The organism is Pseudomonas sp. Fl5BN2, from assembly GCF_009908205.1.
GTDB lineage: Bacteria > Pseudomonadota > Gammaproteobacteria > Pseudomonadales > Pseudomonadaceae > Aquipseudomonas.
Genome location: NZ_JAAARL010000004.1, coordinates 186816 through 205686, shown reverse-complemented (window position 1 = coordinate 205686; position 18871 = coordinate 186816). Strand labels below are relative to the sequence as shown.

Genomic DNA, 18871 nt, shown 5'->3' with positions numbered 1-18871 from the left:
GCAACCCTGGCTGCCAGGGCTGAGAGGTGTGAATGAATCCTGAATTCGACTTGACCCAGGGGCCCCTGGCCCCGACCCGCGAACCGCTGGCCTACGGCGTGCTGGCGGCGGTGTGCCTGGCGGCGCTGATGCTGCCTCTGACCTTTGTCGGAGTGGCGGTGGCGACCCCGGCCATTGGCCGCGAACTGGGAGGCAGTCCCCTGGCCCTGAGCTGGACCACCAACGCCTTCATGCTGACGTTCGGCAGTGTGTTGATGGCGGCCGGGACCCTGGCCGACGAGTTCGGCCGCAAACGCCTGTTCAGCCTCGGCGTGGCGCTGTTCGGCCTGACCTCCCTGGCCCTGGTGTTCGTGCCGTCGCTGCTGTGGCTGAATCTGCTGCGCGGGGTTCAGGGGCTGGCCGGCGCTGCTGCCCTGGCCGGAGGTTCGGCGGCCCTGGCCCAAGCCTTCGACGGGCCTGGACGAACCCGGGCCTTCAGCTTGTTGGGCACCACCTTCGGCGTCGGCCTGGCGTTCGGGCCGATCCTCGCCGGGGTCCTGGTCGAGCATGCCGGCTGGCGCGGGATTTTCCTTTCCGGCGCACTGATCGGCGGCCTTTCCCTGGGCTTTGGCGTGCCGCGCATGGTGGAGTCCACGGACCCCGAAGCCCGGGGTGTGGATTGGCCCGGCACCTTGAGCTTCACCCTGGCCCTGGTGCTGCTGACCTGGGGCATCCTGCAGGCGCCGCAAAGTGGCTGGAGCAGTCCCTGGGTCGTGCTGTTGCTGCTGGGTGCGCTGCTGGCCCTGTGGCTGTTCATTGTCGTCGAGCGCCGGGCGGCGCGGCCGATGCTCGACCTGTCACTGTTTCGCTACGCGCGCTTTGTCGGGGTGCAGGTGCTGCCCATCGCCACGTGTTACTGCTACGTGGTGTTGCTGATCCTGCTGCCGATCCGCTTTATCGGCGTCGAGGGCTACAGCGCGATCGATGCCGGAATGCTGATGATCGCCTTGTCTGCACCGATGCTGGTGGTGCCGTTCGCCGCGGGCTGGCTCAACCGCTGGTTCAGTGCCGGCAACCTGTCGAGCCTGGGCTTGGTGGTGGCCGCTGGCGGGTTGTTCTGGCTCAGCCGGGTGGGGCCGGGTCAGGCGCCTATCGAGCGGGTTTGGCCGTTGCTGGTGATCGGTCTGGGCAGCGGCCTGCCCTGGGGCTTGATGGACGGGTTGTCGGTGAGCGTGGTGCCCAAGGAGCGGGCGGGCATGGCCAGCGGCATCTTCAGCACCACCCGGGTCGCCGGCGAAGGCATTGCCCTGGCCTTGGTGGTGGCGCTGCTGGCGGGTCTGGTCCAGCACGCCTTGGGCACCGTGGCAGGGCCAGCTGAGTCAGTGATGCTCGCGGCCCGGCAACTGGCCGGAGGTGACTTGGCGGCCAGCGTCGCATCCTTGCCGGCGTTGCAACCGCAAGCGCTGCAGCAGGCATATGCCGAGGCATTCAGCCAGCTGTTGCAGGTGTTGATGATCATTACCCTGCTGGCGGCGGCAGTGGTCCGGGTGGCGCTGCATGAGCCACGCCACCCAGGGCCGAGGTCGACTGATCAGCGGAACTCGAAGAACTCGTAGTGCAGGTTGCCTTCGGGAATCTTGCACTCGTTCATCAGTTCGCGGACCTGGCCCAACAGGCCCTTGGGCCCGCAGAAGCTGATCTGGATCTGCTGGGGATCGGTCTGTGCGGCGGTGCGTCTCAGGGTCTGCGCCAACGACTCGGTACCGCCGCTGTTGGCGACGAAGTCCACGCCTCGGGCCTGGGCCATGCCTTGCAGGGTATCGACGCTGGGAAAGGCCCGGGACGGGTTGTAGCAGTACACCAGGGTGGCCTTGTCGAACTGTCCGGCGGCCTCGTCCTGCAGCCAGGAAATGAACGGCGAGATGCCGACCCCGCCACCGATCCAGATCTCCCGGGCGCCTTCCAGCGGACGCTTGAAGCGACCATAGGGGGCATAGAGGTCCGCGCGCATGCCGACCTTCACCTGCTTGCGCAGTCTTTGCGTGTAGTCGCCCAGGGCGCGGATCACGAACTCGATGCGCCCGTCTTCGCTGTGGGCGCTGGCGATGGTGAAGGGATGGGGCTCGCGCAGGCCCTTTTCCTGCATCGACAGAAAGGCGAACTGCCCTGGCTTGAAGGCAAAGCCCTGGCCCAGGGGCGTCAGTTCCAGGTGCAGGGAGCTCTTTTCCACCTTGACTGCGCTGACCTGGTATTCACCGGCCTTGGCCACCAAGGGGTAGAGCAGCAGCTTGTACAGGGCGCCGAGCACGCCCAGGGCACAGAGCACGGTGAGCCAGATGCCCGACGGCGTGTCCAGGGCAATGGGCGACTTGAAGCTCAGCCAATGCAGGATGACGATCACGAACAGCGGCCCGGAGAGTTTGTGCCACCAGCGCCACTGGCTGTACGGGATGTTGCGGTTCAGCGCCAGGAGCACGATCAGGCCCAGGGCCACGTAACTCAGTTGGCGCACCATGCGCGTCCAGTACTTCGACCATTCGAGGATCGGCACGCTGTTCCATACCTCGAGGTTGGCCTTGAACACCATGTGATAGCTGGCAAACACCAGGGCCCAGATACCCAGCCATTTATGCACTTCATAGACCCGATCGAGGCCGCCGAACAGGCGCTCGACAAAACCCCAGCGGGCGGCCAGCAGGCAGGACACGGCCATGTAGGCCAGGGCTGCACTGCCGAGGATCAGGCTCAGGGTGGCGGAGCTCAGCCAGGTGTCCGAGGGGATCTCCAGCAACAGGGTGCAGGTGGTGATCAGCAGAATGCCGACGATGGTGTGCCAGGTTCTCAAAAGTGCATGACTCCGATTGGGAAATGCCGTCATGGCGAAAGCATCGACTGCTGCAGGTAGCCCGTGGAAACACCAGCGGGCGCTGGCGCAGGGGACGATGCGTGGAGCGGTTCTGTGCGGGGCCAAGGTGGTTATGACAGGTTTAAGGTCGCGCAACCGGAGGCGATTCTAACGCCTAAGCCAGGATGCAGGGTGATCTAAGTCAGCGATCTGTTGCTTACTAAATTGTTGAAAATGATCGAAAATCAATTGTATTTCCATTCCTTGGTCTGCCGCTCGCACCGCTGTGGGTCCCGGCTTGTCGGCGAAGAGTGCCTTGGGGCATGCGCCCGCGTTGCACACGCCTGCGCTGGCCAGCGGAAAGTGGCCCGGGCGCGCCAGCGCGAACTGTAGTTTTTGATCAGCCTGTACGCTCGGTTTTCTGAGCGGCGAGGCCGGCTGCATGTGCTGCGCAGGCCCTGGCGCGCGTCTAGCAGCCATAGCCCCGTCGCCGTATCGGGGCCCGTGATGATGAGCCAGACCATGCAAGCCTTGTTGAACCAGATCCTCGATGAAGTCCGCCCCCTGATCGGCCAAGGCCGAGTCGCCAATTACATTCCAGCCCTGGCGGACGTGCCGGCCAACCAGCTGGGGATTGCCGTGTATGGCAACGATGGCCAGGTGTTCAGCGCCGGTGACGCCGACACGCCATTCTCGGTCCAGAGCATTTCCAAGGTCTTCAGCCTGGTCCAGGCCATCGGCCATTCCGGTGAGGCAATCTGGGAGCGCCTGGGCCACGAGCCCTCGGGGCAGCCGTTCAATTCCCTGGTGCAGTTGGAGTTCGAGCGCGGCCGGCCGCGCAACCCGTTCATCAATGCCGGGGCCCTGGTGATCTGCGACATCAACCAGTCGCGCTTCGCCGCGCCGGCCTTGTCCATGCGTGATTTCGCCCGGCGCCTGTCGGGCAACAGTCAGGTGATGGTGGATGGCCGGGTGGCCGATTCGGAGTATCAGCACCGCGCACGCAATGCGGCCATGGCCTACCTGATGCAGTCCTTCGGTAATTTCCACAACGATGTCGAGGCGGTGCTGCGCAGTTATTTCAGCCATTGCGCCTTGCGCATGAGCTGCGTCGACCTGGCCCGGGCCTTCTGCTTTTTGGCCAGCGACGGCTTTTGCAAGCACAGCGGCGAGCAGATCCTCACGCGCCGGCAGACCCAGCAGGTCAACTCGATCATGGCCACCAGCGGCCTGTACGACGAAGCTGGCAATTTCGCCTATCGGGTCGGCTTGCCGGGCAAGAGCGGTGTCGGCGGGGGGATTGTCGCGGTGGTGCCTGGGCAGTTCACGGTGTGCGTGTGGTCGCCGGAACTCAACGCCGCGGGCAACTCGCTGGTGGGCATGGCCGCGCTCGAACTGCTGAGCCAGCGGATCGGCTGGTCGGTGTTCTGAGGTCGCCTTACCAGGCGCCCGGGTTGCTCAGGCTGATCTGCCCGCGATCAATGAAACGTTGGGTGCCGAACAGGCCACCGGCCAGTTTGCCGCGCAATACGTAGGGCAGGTTGTCGAGACTCTGGGTTTGGCTCAGGCCAAGGGTCTGGCGTAGCACGGAGAAGGCCGAGACGCTCACCGGGATCACCAGGATGTCTTCGGAATAACGGCCGATATGGCCCTGCTGGTCGCTGACCCCGGAAGCCAGTGGGCGGCCGTTGACCTCCAGGTCCAGGGCCACGCCGTTGTAGTCGATGGTGTTTTCATTGGGGTTCTGCAGGCGCAGTTTCACCGCGAAGCGCATTTCCAGGTCCTGGCTCGGCAGCGGCTCGATGCCCACCACATTGATCGCCAGGGGATCGCGGTTGGGCAGCAGGGCGCAGGCGCTCAGGCTGAGGAACAGCAGCGTCAGGGTGATGAGTTTGCGCATGGGTTACCTGTCAGAAGTGAGGGCGAGTCGAGCAGGGCGAAGGTGCTTCGCCCCTGTCGCGGCCGGCCCAGGTTGCAATCAACCTGGGCGGTATGGCAATGCAGTCAGTGCGGTGATGTCACCGGTCAACCGATGTTGCGCCGCACGCAGCATAGACGCCAAGCAGCCTCAGGAGTTCGCCTTGGCACTCATGTCCGGGTCTTGCATGACCTTGAGGGTCGATGCTTCCGGATCGAACTCATCCTCTTCCAGCTCGAGAAATTCCTCCGGCAGGAAGATGTTCAGGAAGATCGCGCAGATGGCGCCGACGGTGATCGGCGATTCGAAGATGTTGTGCAGGGCCTTGGGCAGCTCGCGCAGCACTTCCGGCACCGCCGCCACGCCCAGGCCCATGCCTAGGGAAATGGCCACGATCAGCACGTTGCGCCGGTGCAGCCCGGCCTCGGCGAGGATCTTGATCCCGGCCACCGCCACGGTGCCGAACATGATCAGGGTGGCACCACCGAGTACCGGCTTGGGCATCAGTTGCAGCACCGCGCCGATCATCGGGAACAGCCCCAGCAGGACCAGCAGCCCGGCAATGAAGTAGGCGACGTAGCGGCTGGCCACGCCGGTCAGCTGAATCACCCCGTTGTTCTGGGCGAAGGTGACCATTGGCAAACTGTTGAACACCGCCGCCACTGCCGAGTTGAAACCGTCCGCCAGCAGGCCGGACTTGATGCGCTTGATGTACAGCGGGCCCTTGACTGGCTGTTGGGAAATCATCGAGTTGGCGGTCAGGTCGCCGGCGGCTTCCAGTGGCGAGATCAGGAAGATCACCGCCAGGGGAATGAAGGCGATGAGGTCAAAGGAGAAACCGTACTTGAACGGCACCGGCACGCTGACCAGAGGCACGTCCGGCAACGCCGCCATGTCCACCCGCCCCAGCAGCCAGGCCACTACGAAGCCCAGGGTCAGGCCGATGACGATCGAGCCGACGCGCAGCATCGGGTGATTGAAGCGGTTGAGCACCACGATGGTCAGCAGCACCAGTGCCGCCAGGCCCAGGTTGCTCGCTGCTCCGAGGTCGCTGGCGCCGTAGCCGCCGGCCATGTCGGTGACGGCCACCTTGATCAGCGACAGGCCCATCAGGGTGATGATGGTGCCGGTCACCACCGGGGTGATCAGCTTGCGCAGCTTGCCGATGAACTGGCTGAGGAACATCTCGATGAAGGCTGCGACAAAGCAGATGCCGAAGATCGTCGAGAGGATCTCGTTGGTGTCGCCGCCACGGCCCTTGACCATGAAACCGGCGCTGAGCAGCACGCTGATGAAGGAGAAACTGGTGCCTTGCACGCACAGCAGGCCAGAGCCGATAGGGCCCAGGCGCCGGGCCTGGACGAAGGTCCCCAGGCCGGAAACGAACAGCGCCATGCTGATCAGGTAAGGCAGTTCACTCTCAAGGCCGAGGACGCCGCCGAAGATCAGGGTCGGGCTGATGATGCCGACGAAGCTGGCCAGCACGTGCTGCAGCGCGGCGAAGATTGCGGCACTGAAGTGCGGGCGGTCGTTGAGGCCGTAGATCAGGTCAGACTTGTAGCGAGGAGGGGAGCGATCAGGTGTGGTCATGGGAAAAGGCCTGCCAGTGGCGTGTGGGTACAGCGGGGGCACACGCCGGAAAGTGGACGGGACTTGGGCCGCAAAAGCATGACGTCGGACAAGACTTGCGGACCCGGTCAGAAAAAAGGAGGCGCAGGATGCCAGAAAGGTGCCGCTGTCAGAAGGGCAAACAGGCGGAAAAGGTCAATGCAGGCCTCAAGAGCCCCGCTTAGTCTGGGACAAAGGCGCGCAGCAGGTCTTCCTCGAAGGCTTGCTGGGCCTCGCCCGGCACCTGGGCGCGGTGTCGGGCGAGGTAGAAGTCCACCTCGAAACTCAGTTGCGGCTGCCCCAGGGGCTTGAGTTGGCCGGCGTTCTCCCAGTTGCGGGCAAAATGGCTGGGCAGGTAGCCGATGTGCTGTCCAGAGAGGATGAAGGCCAGGGTGCCTTCCACCTGTTCGGCTCGGGCCGAGCAACGCTGGCCCTGGAACGGCTCGTCCGGACCGAGGAAACGATAAGGATGGTCGACCCGGTCGGCATGCTGCAGGCTGCTCAGGTCCGGCTCCGCGGCGCTGAACAATGGATGGCCGACAGCGCAATACAGGTGCTGGGTCTCGCTGAACAGGCGGCGGTAATCAAAGGCCCGCTGGACCTTTGAGAAGTAACCGATGGCCAGGTCCAGGCGTTGCTGCAGGAGCAGGCGCTCCATTTCGCCGGGCATGGCACTGAGCAACTCGATCCGCACCGATTCATCGCGCTGGCGAAAGTCGCGGATCGCTGCCGCCACCTTCTGCAACACCGACTGGTCCAGGGCTTCGGACAGCCCCAGGCGCACCTCGCCGATCAAGCGTCCGGCAACACCGTTGGACTGATGGCGAAACACTTCGATGGATTGGAACAGCGGGCGGGTCGCGCTCAGCAACTGCTCGCCCTTGGGCGTCAGCTTGAAGCCGGCCTTGCCACGGCTGCACAGGCGGTAGCCGAGACGGGTCTCCAGGCGCGCCATTTGCTGGCTGATGCTGGACTGGCTCAGTCCCAATTCACCCTGGGCGGCGCTGAAGCCACCGCACTGCGCCACGCTGACGAACAGCCGTAACAGCTGCAGGTCCAGATCGTGCAATTGACCCAGCATCAAACATTACTCCTGGTGAATGTCAGCGTAACAAGCTTGGTATTTTTGTAATGTAACCATCCGGGCAAGCTGCCGCTACTTCCTCCTTGCAGGTGCCCGTCATGTGTCCGTTGCTGCGCTTGTGCCTTCCGTTGGCGATATTGGCCATGGCCCCGTCGTCACGGGCCGAAGAACCGCTGCTCAACCTTTACAGCTGGGCCGATTACGTGGCCCCGCAGACCCTGCAGCGGTTTACCGAAGAAACCGGTATTCAGGTGCGCTACGACACCTTCGACGCTCCGGAGGTGCTGGAAACCAAGCTGCTCACGGGTGGCAGCGGTTATGACGTGGTGGTGCCGTCTTCCAGCGTGCTGGCGCGAGGGTTGGCGGCCGGGGCGCTGCGGGAGATCCCCCGCGCCAGCCTCAAGGGTTACGCCAACCTTGATCCGGACCTGCTGGGCAAGCTGGCGGCAGTCGATCCCGGCAATCGCTACGGCGTGCCCTATACCTGGGGCACCCTGGGCTTGGGTATCAACGTCGAGGCGCTGCGTCAACGGCTGCCGGACGTGCCGCTGGACAGCCTGGACCTGCTGTTCAAACCGCAATACGCCGAACGCCTCAAGGACTGCGGGATTGCCATTCTCGATTCGCCTCAGGAAGTCATCGGGCTGGCCCTGCATTACCTGGGCAAGGACCCCTACAGCACGGACAAAAACGACCTGGCCCAGGCCGAAGCGCTGTTGCGGCAGCTGCAGCCTGCAGTGCTCTATGTGGCCACCGGCCGACAGATCAATGACCTGGCCAACGGCAGCGTGTGCCTGGCGCTGACCTACAACGGCGATGCCAGCATGGCCGCTGACCAGGCGCGCAAGGCCGGCAAGCCGTTCGAGGTGGCTTACCGCATTCCCCGGAACGGCACCCTGGTCTGGCAAGACAACCTGGCGATCCCCAAGGATGCCCCGCACCCCGAGGCGGCCCGAGCCTTCATCGAGTTCATGCTGCGTCCGGAGTCGGTGGCGGCCCTGACCAACAGCCTGTTCTTCGCCAATGCCAACCAGGCGGCGACGCCCCTGGTTGACCCAGCGATCCGCAACGACCCAGACATTTACCCGGCTGCCCAGATGCGTGCCCGGCTGTACGCCGACCGCAGCATGAGCCTCAAGGACATGCGTCAGCGCACGCGTATCTGGAGCACCTTCCGTAGCCGCCAACCCTGAGGAAACACCCATGGATATCGCCGACCTCAACGATCAGGCCCTGACCCGCGACAGCTTGTACGGCACCCAGGCCGAAACCACCTACGCCGGCATCACCAGCTTCATGCGTCGGCGTTATAGCCGTGACCTGCGAGGTGTCGACCTGGTGGTCAGTGGCGTGCCCTTCGACACCGCCACCACCAACCGTCCCGGGGCGCGCTTCGGGCCGCGGGGGATCCGCGCAGCATCCGCTGGCATCGCCTGGGAACGCCATTGGCCCTGGGCCTTCGACCCCTTCGAACACCTGGCAGTGATCGACTATGGCGACTGCGCCTTTGATCACGGCACCCCGCAATCGGTGCCCGAGAGCATCGAGACCCATGCCCGGCGCATCCTCGACGCCGGCTGCGCGATGCTGACCCTGGGCGGTGATCACTTCATCAGCTACCCGCTGCTCAAGGCCCATCATCGCCGGCACGGCCCGCTGGCGCTGATTCACTTCGATGCCCACAGCGACACCTGGCCCGACGAGGAAGGCCAGCGTATCGATCACGGCACCATGTTCTGGCACGCCGCCCGGGAGGGGCTGGTCGACCCGGCGCGCTCGGTGCAGATCGGCTTGCGCACCACCAACGATGACCATCAGGGCTTCCAGGTGCTGGATGCGCGCCAGGTTCATCGGCTTGGCTGCGAGGCGATTGCCGCGGCGATTCGCGAACGGGTCGGTGATCACCCGGTGTACCTGACCTTCGACATCGACTGCCTGGACCCGGCGTTCGCCCCGGGGACCGGCACCCCGGTCTGCGGCGGCTTGAGCACCACCCAGGCATTGGAGATTCTCGGCAGCTTGCGCGGGATCAACCTGGTGGGCATGGACCTGGTGGAGGTGGCACCGGCCTACGACCACGCCGAGATCACCTCCCTGGCGGGCGCCACCCTGGCCATGGAAATGCTCTGTCTCTACGCGGCCCGGCATAAGGTCGACGTCTGACCTTTGCCGTTTGCTTGCGCCGTTGCGCCAGGTCCGGAGGGCCTGGCTTGATGATCTTTCACCGAACCGCTGGCGGCCTTGGGCACGCCGCATCTCCTGGGGCATCCAGGCTAGGGCTGCGACAGGCCTCCTGACATTGTCTGTCAGGAGCCTCTGGTATCCTGCCTCGGTGTTTTTCCCGGGAGTTCACTCAAGGTGTCGCGAGCCAGCCGATTACTCACCCTGTTGCAGATGCTGCGAGGCAAGAGCCGCGCGGTCACTGCTGCAACATTGGCCCGGGAGCTGGAGGTCTCCGAACGCACCCTGTACCGCGACATTGCCGAGCTCACCTCCCTGGGGGCGCCGATCTACGGAGAGGCCGGGGTTGGCTATGTGCTGCGCAGCGGTTTGTTCTTGCCGCCGCTGATGCTCAATGCCGATGAAACCGAAGCCGTGGTCCTTGGCTTGCGCTACGTCGATCAGCGGGGCGACGAGGTGTTGAGCAAGGCTGCCGCCGATGCCATGGCCAAGATCGCCGCGGTGCTGGCCCCGGCCGCCCAGGACGCCTTGCGCAATCCCACGCTGTTACCGGGGCCATCAGGTTATGGCTTTCCGGACAATCCGGTGTCATTGAACGTGTTTCGCCTGGCGATCCGTCATCAGGCCAAGCTGCTGATCGACTATGCCGATGTCAACCAGACCCCCAGCCAGCGGCTGATCTGGCCCCTGGCCCTGGGCTTTCTCAACGAGGCCCGGGTGATAGTTGCCTGGTGCGAGTTGCGTGAAGATTATCGGACCTTTCGCACCGATCGCATCGCCGCCGCCGAGGAGCAGGATGTGGCCTATCCGGGGCGCCGCAGTGATTGGCTACGGGCCTGGCGCAAGCGCATGCAAGGGGATGCAGGCGGCCGTTTCACTGCTGACAAGAAATGACGCGACGGGGTCCTAACATGGCTCGCTCATCTACTCGCAAGGAGCTTGTTCCATGTTCACTACCGACCCTTCGCTGGCCCCGGCCATCATCGCTTATGTGGCGGCGACCAATACCGGGGACAGTTCAGTGGTAGCGTCGATCTTCGCCGACCAGGCGCAGCTTTTCGACGAGCGTGAATACCGCGTCGGGCCGCAGGAGATTGCCCGCTGGATGGACGACACCCGGAGCCGCCTGCGGCCCCGGCTGGAGATCGTCGGGGTTCAGCAGCGCACGGGCAAGGTGCTGCTGGATAATCTGATCTCCGGTGATTTTCCCGGCAGCCCCCAGGCCTTGCGCTACACCTTTCGCCTTGATGCCCAGGGCAAGATCGCGCGCCTGGATATCTCTCGCTGAGCGGTTCTGCCTGACTGCGCGTGCTCGCGGGGTGGCATACTGCGGCTCTTTGCCAGGAGGCCTGCCAGCCATGCCATTCGATTCACCCTTGAGCGCTTATCAGCAGGCACTGGAGCACGATGGTTTTGTCGCCGATGCAGCGCAGGCACGGGCGGTGCAAGCCTTGCAGCGCTGCCATGAAGCCCTGCACCAGGGAGGCACGCCGGTGCAGGGCGTGTACCTGTGGGGCTCGGTAGGGCGGGGCAAGACCTGGTTGATGGATCAGTTCTACCAGAGCCTCAGGGTGCCGGCGCGACGCCAGCACTTTCACCACTTCATGGGCTGGGTGCACCAGCGTTCGTTCCAGCTGACCGGCACCGCCGACCCGCTGCGGGCCCTGGCCCGTGAGCTCGCTGAAGAGGTGCGGGTGCTGTGTTTCGATGAGTTGTTCGTCAACGACATCGGTGATGCAATCATTCTCGGCCGCCTGTTCCAGGTGATGTTCGAACAGGGCGTGGTCATGGTCTGCACCTCCAACCAGCCTCCCGAGCAACTCTATGCCGACGGCTTCAACCGTGAGCGCTTTGTTCCGGCGATCAACGCCATCCGCGAGCACATGCAGGTGCTGGCGGTGGACGGTGAGCAGGATCACCGCCTGCACCCCGGCGCTGTGGCGCAGCGCTATTGGCTCAGCGCCGAGGGGCAGCCCAGTGCCCTGGCGCTGCTGTTCGAGCAGTTGAGCGCAGGGCAGGCGGTGTCCAGCGAGCCACTGTTGCTTGGCTACCGCCCAGTGGCCGTGGTCAAGGCCGCCGAGACGGTGATCTGGTGCCGCTTCGCCGATCTGTGCGAGCAACCGTTCTCGGCCATGGATTTCATGGCGCTGTGTGACCGGTTCCGCGCCATTCTCCTCAGTGAAGTGCCCAACCTCAGTGCCCAGCAACGCCCGGGGCGTATTGCCCGTGGCACCGAGGACGGTGTTCAGCGCGTGGCGGCGGGGGATCGTGAGCTGCCGCAACTGTCGATCCATGACGACGCGGTACGGCGCTTCATCGCCCTGGTGGATGAATGCTACGACCGCAAGGTACCGCTCTATCTGGAAGCGCAAGTGCCGATGGCGCAGCTGTACACCGAGGGTTACCTGGAGTTTCCCTTCCGCCGCACCCTCAGCCGCTTGCAGGAGATGCAACTGCAACGTTTCGGCCCAGCGCCGGGCGCCTGAGGGGGAAACCGTTCCAGTTGATCCGAGCGCTGAGCATTATTTAAGATTTTTCTGTGGTCAGTAGATGAAGAATCTTCGTTTGGTCAAATCCCTCAGCCTACAATCCAGGCTGCCTGAGCCCTGAGTGCTCACTTTCATGTGTTGATCGAGGATGAACATGGACGTTGCCGATGTCGTGGTTCTGCAAGCCAGTTACAGCAACCCGGTGCATGCCGAGGCCATAGGCGTACTGCTCAATCACTATGCCCAGGACCCCATGGGCGGGGGGCAGCCGCTGGCGGCGGACCTGCTTGGGCAGTTGCCGGCGGAACTGGCCAAGCGACCCCAGGCGTTCACGGTGCTGGCCTTTGCCGGTGGCCAGCCGGTGGGGCTGGTCAACTGCTTCGAGGGTTTCTCCACCTTTGCCTGCCGGCCCTTGGTGAATGTCCATGACGTGGTGGTGCTCGACAGCTTTCGTGGCCAGGGACTGAGCAAGCGGATGCTGCAAAAAGTCGAGGACATTGCCCGCCAGCGAGGCTGCTGCAAGATCACCCTGGAAGTGCTGGAGGGCAATACCCAGGCCCAGTCGGCCTATCAGGCCTGCGGTTTTGCCAGCGCCATGCTCGACCCCGCCCATGGCCGCATGTTGTTCTGGAGCAAGGCTTTGTAATGCCCGATGTCACACCCCCTGGAGAGGCCCCGCGTGCCACGGAGACACCCTGGCAGATCTTCCTGGTGTTTCTGCACCTGGGACTGACCTCGTTCGGCGGGCCGGTGGCGCACCTGGGGTATTTCCGCCAGGCATTCGTCCAGCGTCGGCACTGGCTGGGGGAGGCGGCGTATGCCGAGCTGGTCGCCCTGTGCCAGTTTCTGCCGGGGCCGGCCAGCAGCCAGGTCGGCATCGCCCTGGGCCTGGCTCGTGGCGGGGTGCCGGGGGCCCTGTGTGCCTGGGCCGGTTTCACCTTGCCCTCGGCGCTGGCCCTGACCCTGTTGGCCCTGGGACTGGGCTCCGGTGTTCCCCCGGGAGCGCTCAAGGGCCTGCAACTGGTAGCCGTGGCGGTAGTGGCCCAAGCCCTGTGGGGCATGGCCTGGAGTCTGTGCCGTGGTCCGCTGCGGATGGTCATCGCGTTGCTGGCTGCGGTCCTGGTGCTGCGTTGGCCGGGCCTGGGGGTGCAACTGGCGGTGATGGTGCTGGCGGCGCTGTTGGGAGCGCTGCTGATCAAGCCGGTGTTCGAGGCGCAGATCGAAGTCCGGGCTTCGGGCTCAAATCGTCGCCAGGGGATTGTGGCGCTGAGCCTGGCGTTGCTGTTACTGGTGCTTTTGCCCGGGCTGGCGCTGCTCTGGCCAAGCCAGCTGTTAAGCCTGTTCGATGGTTTCTATCGGGTCGGCGCCCTGGTGTTTGGCGGCGGTCATGTGGTGCTGCCACTGTTACAGGCTCAGGTGGTGGAGCCGGGTTGGGTCAGCAGCCAGCTGTTTCTGGCCGGTTATGCCAGTGCCCAGGCGGTGCCGGGGCCATTGTTCAGCGTTGCGGCTTTTCTTGGCGCCGCCATTGATGGCTGGACGGGGGCGCTGGTCTGCCTGCTGGCGATTTTTCTGCCGGGGCTGCTGCTGGTGATCGGGGTGGTGCCTTTTTGGCAGGTCCTGCGCCATCGCCAGGGTATTCAGGCCGCACTGGCCGGGGTCAATGCGGCGGTGGTCGGTTTGCTCGCGGCGGCGCTGTATCAGCCGCTGTGGAGCAGCAGCGTGACCGGCCCCCTGGAACTGGCGGCGGTGCTGCTGGCCTGGGCGCTGCTGCGCAGTGGCCGGGTGCCGCCTTGGGCCCTGGTGCTGCTGGGAGCGGCGCTGGGGGCCTGGCTGGCCTAGCTGTCATGCAGCGCCGGGTCGAGCTTGGGGAACACCAGGCAAAACTCGGTCAGTTCGTCCACGACGCTGCTGGCCTCGGCTCGTCCCTGATGCAGGCTCATGATCGAGCGGACAATCGCCAGTCCCAGCCCAGTGCCGCCTTCGGCCCGGGTGCGGCTGCTGTCGACCCGATAGAAACGCTCGAACAGGTGGGGCAGGTGGCAATCGGCGATGCCCGGCCCGGGATTGCTCACACTGAGGCTCACATTCTGCAACTGGTGCTCGACTCGCAGGCTGACCCGACCCCGGGGCGGGCTGTGACGGATGGCATTGGACAGCAGGTTGGAGATGGCCCGCTGGATCATCAGGCGATCGCCAAGGACCCAGGCGTCCCCCCTCAGCTGCAGTTCGAGCTGCTTGTCCTCGGCGCTCAGGGCAAACAGGTCCATGACTCGGCGCGCTTCTTCTCCCAGTGACACCCGGGTGAAGCGGGCCTGGGATGCGGGCTGGCTGACCTGGGCGAGGAACAGCATGTCGGCGACGATCCGCGTGACCCGCTCCAGTTCTTCGATGCTGGCTTCCAGCACCCCCTTGTATTCCTCCGGGGGGCGCTCCCGGGACAGGGTCACCTGGGCCTTGCCCATCAGGTTACTGATGGGCGAGCGCAGTTCATGGGCCAGGTCGTCGGAGAATTGCGACAGCCGCTGCACGCCGCCATCCAGGCGGTGCAGCATGACATTGATGCCCTGGCCCAATTCCGCCAATTCCCGGGGCAGCTTGTCCAGGTTCAGGCGATGGGTCAGGTCCTGGGTGGTGACTTTCGCGGCGACCCGGGTGAACTGCTGCAGGGGCAGCAGGCCCCGTTGCACCAGCCACCAGGCGCCGATGCCGATCAACAGCAGCAACAGCGGCAAGGCGATGACCGTGGAGCGCAGGTAGGCGCTGAGCAGTGCTTGATCGTTGCTGCGGTCCAGGCTCAGCACCACCTGTACCTGTTCGCCATTGCGCAGGTTCATTTGTCGCGAGGCGCTGAGCAGTTGCTCGCCGCGACTGTCGCGCCAATCGAAGTAGCCGTCTGCGGCCGTTGCCCGCAGGGCTTCGGGCAGGGGCTGCTGGTCGCTGCCGCCGACATTCAGCAAGGGTTCGGCTTGCGGGTCGTTGCCCAGGATACTCAGTTGCAGGTTGTCGTGGCCCATCACCAGGTCCAGCAGGGAATGAGGGCGGGCCGCTAGATCGCTGCTCTTGAGGTCGCTGGTGAGGCTGTGCTGGATCTGCTCCAGCTTGCTCTCCAGGCCCTTGCGCGCCAGGTTGTCCAACTCGTGGTTCAGGGCCAGGTAGGCCAGGGTCGCCAGCAGCAGCACCAGTGCTGCGCCCATCAGGCTGACGGTCAGCCCCAGGCGCATCGACAGGCTGTTATTGGGGGCTGGCGGAGGGCGCGAATTCATTGGCGTACTTCCAGCACATAACCGACGCCACGCAGGGTGTGGATCAGTTTGACTTCGCTGGCGTCATCGATCTTTGCCCGTAAGCGACTAATGGAAACTTCCACCACATTGGTGTCGCAATCGAAGTTCATGTCCCAGACCAGGGAAATGATTTGCGTGCGGGTCAGCACCTCCCCCGAGTGGCGCATCAATACATGCAGCAGGGTGAACTCCTTGGTGGTCAGGTCAATACGCCGGTCACCGCGATAGGCCCGGTGACGCCGCGGATCAAGTTGCAAGTCGGCAACTTGCAAGACTTGCGGTTGGGCTACGGGCTCACTACGGCGCATCAAGGTGCGGACTCGGGCCAGCAACTCGGGAAATTGAAAAGGCTTGACCAGATAATCATCTGCGCCCATATCCAGTCCCTTGACCTTGTCTTCCAGGCGTCCTCGAGCGGTGAGCATCATGACCCGCGCGGGATGTTGCCGGTGCATATGTTCCAATACTTGCCAGCCATCCTTGCCGGGCAGGTTGATATCCAGAATCACCAATTCGTAGGGCTGCTGTTCAACCAGGTGCAATCCATCCACGCCATTGTTGGCGCGGTCGACGATATAACCACTTTCGGTCAATCCCTGGTGCAGGTAGTCCGCGGTTTTCGGCTCATCTTCAATCACCAGAATGCGCATTGTCATGTCCTCTTGAAAATCGTCAGGGGGGATCCAATGACTCGATGCTGAAGCCTGAAGTAGCTACAGGGTCAATAAATTAACTTAAATAATTCAAATAATTAGAAGACTTCCGATAGTCGGCGAGCTGCTGGGGGTACCACCGGTAGCGGCTGTTTTCAGGCAAGGGGGCATGCCAGGAAGTCGTGAGGCTCATGTTTTGAATGCTGTCACGCTGCGGCATGTTAATTGAACTGAAATAGCCAAGGCCGTGAATGACAGAGTTGTAATGTCTTGGTCATCGGCTTGAAAGAATGCTGCTGGGAAGTATTAAAAAAAGGCGCCCGCAAGGGCGCCAAACATCCATCTCTGCCAAAGGAGCACAGTGTTCAGAGTGGGACTTGCTTAAATCGCGGGATCAGGCGTCAGGCTGTTTTTGCTTGGCGTCCGATGCGGAATATGGCGAGACGGGTTTCTGCTTGTCAGCCTGTGCGGTGTTCTCGGTTTTATCGCCGTGAACCTGTTGTTGGCTGACACGGAAGTTCTCGTAAAACTGTTGCACACGTTCGGAACCGCCTTCGGCAAAGGCGGCGCTGGAGCCCGCCAGGATCAAGCCACTGAGTACAAGAGTTGAAAGTTTCATGCTGCGTTTCCTGCTTAAGAGTGTTCGGTACTTGCTTCGTCACTGCTCAACAAGTGAGGAGCAAAGTTTCACCGAAGTCTATTAACTGAGGGTTAACGTCAGCCTGAATCGAAGATTACATTTTTGACATCATGTGTCGGCACGACATTTTTGCACGAACTGCCGGGTGGAGTTTTCTGCTTGCGCAGTGGCTTTGACTGCGCAGCAAGGCGCTGGCACCGGTTCGCCAGCAAGCGGGCTGCCATGAGGAGGGGAAGGGGGATGCAGAACGAGTCGGGGGCCATTGCGGCCCCCGAGGTAGATCTTACTGCTGCACCACCGCGGCGTCGGCAGGCGGTTTGGGTTTCATTAAGCTGAAGTCGATCAGTGCCTTGCTCTGGCGCGAGTAAGGGTCGCCGATCAGCAGCGGCCGCGCCTTGAAGCTGTCGTTGACCAGGCTGCGGCTCGGGTCCAGCTCATTGAAGCTCAGGCCCGCCAGGTCCGCCCAGGTGTGTATCAACTGCGAACTGCTGTAAGGCCGACTGAGGTCGGAAGCAAAGCTCCAATCATGGGTTTCCCGCCACTTTGGCGAGGCCCAGGCCATGAACGGGATGGTGTACATCGGCGCTGTCGGCTTGGCTTCGTTGCGTCCCAGGGTGTCGTGCCCGACGGAATCGAAGACGTCCTCGCCGTGGTCCGACAGATACAGCAGGAAGCCGTTGGGGTCGGTCTTGGCGTAGTCCTTGATCAGGCTGGAAACTACAAAGTCGTTGTACAGGACGGCGTTGTCGTAGCTGTTGTAAGTGGGTACCTGATCGTCGCGCACGCCGGCTGGTACGCCCTGGCGATCGGTGAACTTGTCGAAGCTTGGCGGGTAGCGGTACTGGTAGCTCATGTGAGTGCCCAGCAGGTGCACCACGATGAACTTGCGTGGCGCGCTGTCGGCCAGGGCCTTGGTGAAGGGCTCGAGCACGTCGCCGTCGTACTGGCGGGCGTTCTGGTTGCGGTTGTTGTTCAGGTACACCTGCTGATCCGCCTGCTCGGAGAAGGTGGTGAGCATGGTGTTGCGCTTGGTCATGGTCTGCTGGTTGGTGATCCAGTAGGTCTTGTAGCCCGCTTGCTTCATTACGCTGACCAGCGACGGCGTCTTGAGGTACAGGTCGGGGTTTTCTTCGTCGGCGAAGGTCAGTACCTGCTGCAACGCCTCGATGGTGTAGGGGCGTGGGGTGATGACGTTGTTGAAGACCGCCAACTGGTCTTTGAGCTTGTCCAGCTCCGGGGTGGTCTGGCGCGGGTAGCCGTAGAGGCTCATGCGCTGCCGGTTGGTCGACTCGCCGATCACCAGCACCAGGGTCGCCGGCTGGCCAGCCATGCTGTCCTTGAGGTTGGTCAGTGGCGGGATCTTGCTGACACTGTCGAGCATGCCTTGCATGCCGTCCAGTTGCTCACGGTAGCGGCGGTAGGCAACCAGCATCTGCCAGGGCACGGCGGGCTCGATCCGGGTTTCGAATTTTTCCAGGCCAAGGGCAACGGTGTCGGCGCGGGAGATCTGCTTGACCAGCGGGTAGCCGACAATCACCAGCAGGATCGCCGTAGCGGCGATCAGGCCCTGGGCCCGAGGCAAGTAGACCGGGCGCAGGCGGCTCCAGAGGAAGATTGCGAATGCGGTGTGGGCAATGAACGCCAGCAGCATCCACCAGGCAAAGTACTGGGTCAGGTATTCACCGGCTTCCGAGGGGTTGGACTCGAACATGATGAAGATGACGCTTTGCGAGAACTCTTGCTGATAGACGAAGAAGTAGCCCAGGCTGGCCATGGAACAGGCCCAGAGCACTACGCCGATTACCGCGGCCATGACTTTGGTGCGTGCCGGGAACAGCAGCATCGGCGCGAGCCAGATGGCACTCATGAAGAACGCCTGGCGAAAGCCGGTGAATCCGGAGGTGTCGGTGAGCTGGATCAGCAGCTGGGTGATGCCCGAGAAATACCAGAAGAACAGGAACAGCCAGAGCAGTCCCATCCAGTCAAAACCTTTCGCAGATGTACCACTGCGTTTGAACAATGCCATTCAGCGCTCCCCAGGAATCCATGATCATTGCGCGCCGGCTGGGCGTCGCTCATGAAGGCCGTCCTTGTGTAACAAAACGGCCACAATGGCCTGGAGTATCGATAGGCAAGTGTGAAAACTTTGTGACAGATGCGTTGGATTTTTGTGGGTTCAGCGGTGCGCTG

General features: G+C 63.3%; 17 protein-coding genes. 9 read left to right on the top strand and 8 right to left on the bottom strand.

The window, feature by feature from the left end:
* Positions 1-32 precede the first annotated feature (32 nt).
* Entirely contained in the window at positions 33-1595 is a 1563-nt protein-coding gene (locus GV819_RS07255; RefSeq protein WP_161754963.1) for an MFS transporter, read from the top strand.
* Here the strand turns inward: GV819_RS07255 and GV819_RS07250 are convergent.
* Positions 1571-2824: a ferredoxin reductase family protein gene (locus tag GV819_RS07250; protein ID WP_161754961.1), complete on the bottom strand. Its 1254-nt coding sequence runs from the start codon at positions 2822-2824 to the stop codon at positions 1571-1573. The two genes, GV819_RS07255 and GV819_RS07250, sit on opposite strands and share 25 nt — an antisense overlap.
* A 522-nt stretch (positions 2825-3346) precedes the next feature.
* Here GV819_RS07250 and glsB point away from each other — a divergent pair.
* Positions 3347-4255, top strand: coding sequence for a glutaminase B (gene glsB / locus GV819_RS07245; protein ID WP_161754959.1), 909 nt, complete (start codon positions 3347-3349; stop codon positions 4253-4255).
* Positions 4256-4262: 7 nt separating this feature from the next.
* On the opposite strand, the gene GV819_RS07240 is transcribed toward glsB, so the two are convergent.
* The 3 genes from GV819_RS07240 to GV819_RS07230 all read right to left on the bottom strand — a co-directional run bounded on the left by GV819_RS07240 (position 4263) and on the right by GV819_RS07230 (position 7431).
* On the bottom strand, positions 4263-4724 hold the full coding sequence (locus GV819_RS07240; RefSeq protein WP_161754957.1) for an LEA type 2 family protein: 462 nt from the start codon (positions 4722-4724) through the stop codon (positions 4263-4265).
* Positions 4725-4892: 168 nt separating this feature from the next.
* Positions 4893-6332 (bottom strand): nucleobase:cation symporter-2 family protein, encoded by a 1440-nt coding sequence (locus GV819_RS07235; protein WP_161754955.1) that lies wholly within the window; start codon positions 6330-6332, stop codon positions 4893-4895.
* 199 nt (positions 6333-6531) lie between these two features.
* On the bottom strand, positions 6532-7431 hold the full coding sequence (locus GV819_RS07230; RefSeq protein ID WP_161754953.1) for a LysR family transcriptional regulator: 900 nt from the start codon (positions 7429-7431) through the stop codon (positions 6532-6534).
* 101 nt (positions 7432-7532) lie between these two features.
* Here GV819_RS07230 and GV819_RS07225 point away from each other — a divergent pair, with 101 nt between their 5' ends.
* The 7 genes from GV819_RS07225 to chrA all read left to right on the top strand — a co-directional run bounded on the left by GV819_RS07225 (position 7533) and on the right by chrA (position 13943).
* Entirely contained in the window at positions 7533-8627 is a 1095-nt protein-coding gene (locus GV819_RS07225; RefSeq protein ID WP_161754951.1) for a polyamine ABC transporter substrate-binding protein, read from the top strand.
* A 10-nt stretch (positions 8628-8637) separates the two neighbouring features.
* Entirely contained in the window at positions 8638-9597 is a 960-nt protein-coding gene (speB, locus tag GV819_RS07220; RefSeq protein WP_161754949.1) for an agmatinase, read from the top strand.
* Between the two features lie 195 nt (positions 9598-9792).
* Positions 9793-10509, top strand: a complete 717-nt coding sequence (locus GV819_RS07215) for a helix-turn-helix transcriptional regulator (protein WP_161754946.1) — start codon at positions 9793-9795, stop codon at positions 10507-10509.
* Positions 10510-10561: 52 nt separating this feature from the next.
* Positions 10562-10903 carry a nuclear transport factor 2 family protein gene (locus tag GV819_RS07210; protein WP_161754944.1) on the top strand — a complete coding sequence of 114 codons (342 nt, stop codon included), beginning with the start codon at positions 10562-10564 and terminating at the stop codon, positions 10901-10903.
* 70 nt (positions 10904-10973) lie between these two features.
* A complete protein-coding gene (gene zapE / locus GV819_RS07205) occupies positions 10974-12101 on the top strand; it encodes a cell division protein ZapE (RefSeq protein ID WP_161754942.1) in 1128 nt (375 codons plus the stop codon).
* A gap of 157 nt (positions 12102-12258) precedes the next feature.
* The gene (locus GV819_RS07200) at positions 12259-12750 is read left to right on the top strand and encodes a GNAT family N-acetyltransferase (RefSeq protein WP_161754940.1); all 492 of its coding nucleotides are present in this window, start codon (positions 12259-12261) and stop codon (positions 12748-12750) included.
* The gene (gene chrA / locus GV819_RS07195; protein ID WP_161754938.1) at positions 12750-13943 is read left to right on the top strand and encodes a chromate efflux transporter; all 1194 of its coding nucleotides are present in this window, start codon (positions 12750-12752) and stop codon (positions 13941-13943) included. Before GV819_RS07200 ends, chrA begins: the two co-directional genes overlap by 1 nt.
* Here chrA and GV819_RS07190 read toward each other — a convergent pair.
* The 4 genes from GV819_RS07190 to GV819_RS07175 form a co-directional block, all read right to left on the bottom strand.
* Positions 13940-15367: a heavy metal sensor histidine kinase gene (locus GV819_RS07190; protein WP_161754935.1), complete on the bottom strand. Its 1428-nt coding sequence runs from the start codon at positions 15365-15367 to the stop codon at positions 13940-13942. The two genes, chrA and GV819_RS07190, sit on opposite strands and share 4 nt — an antisense overlap.
* Entirely contained in the window at positions 15364-16038 is a 675-nt protein-coding gene (locus GV819_RS07185; protein ID WP_161754933.1) for a heavy metal response regulator transcription factor, read from the bottom strand. Before GV819_RS07185 ends, GV819_RS07190 begins: the two co-directional genes overlap by 4 nt.
* 397 nt (positions 16039-16435) lie before the next feature.
* Complete coding sequence (locus GV819_RS07180; protein WP_161754931.1) at positions 16436-16660, bottom strand: hypothetical protein; 225 nt, start codon at positions 16658-16660, stop codon at positions 16436-16438.
* 304 nt (positions 16661-16964) lie between these two features.
* A complete protein-coding gene (locus tag GV819_RS07175; RefSeq protein ID WP_161754929.1) occupies positions 16965-18707 on the bottom strand; it encodes a phosphoethanolamine transferase CptA in 1743 nt (580 codons plus the stop codon).
* Positions 18708-18871: the final 164 nt, after the last annotated feature.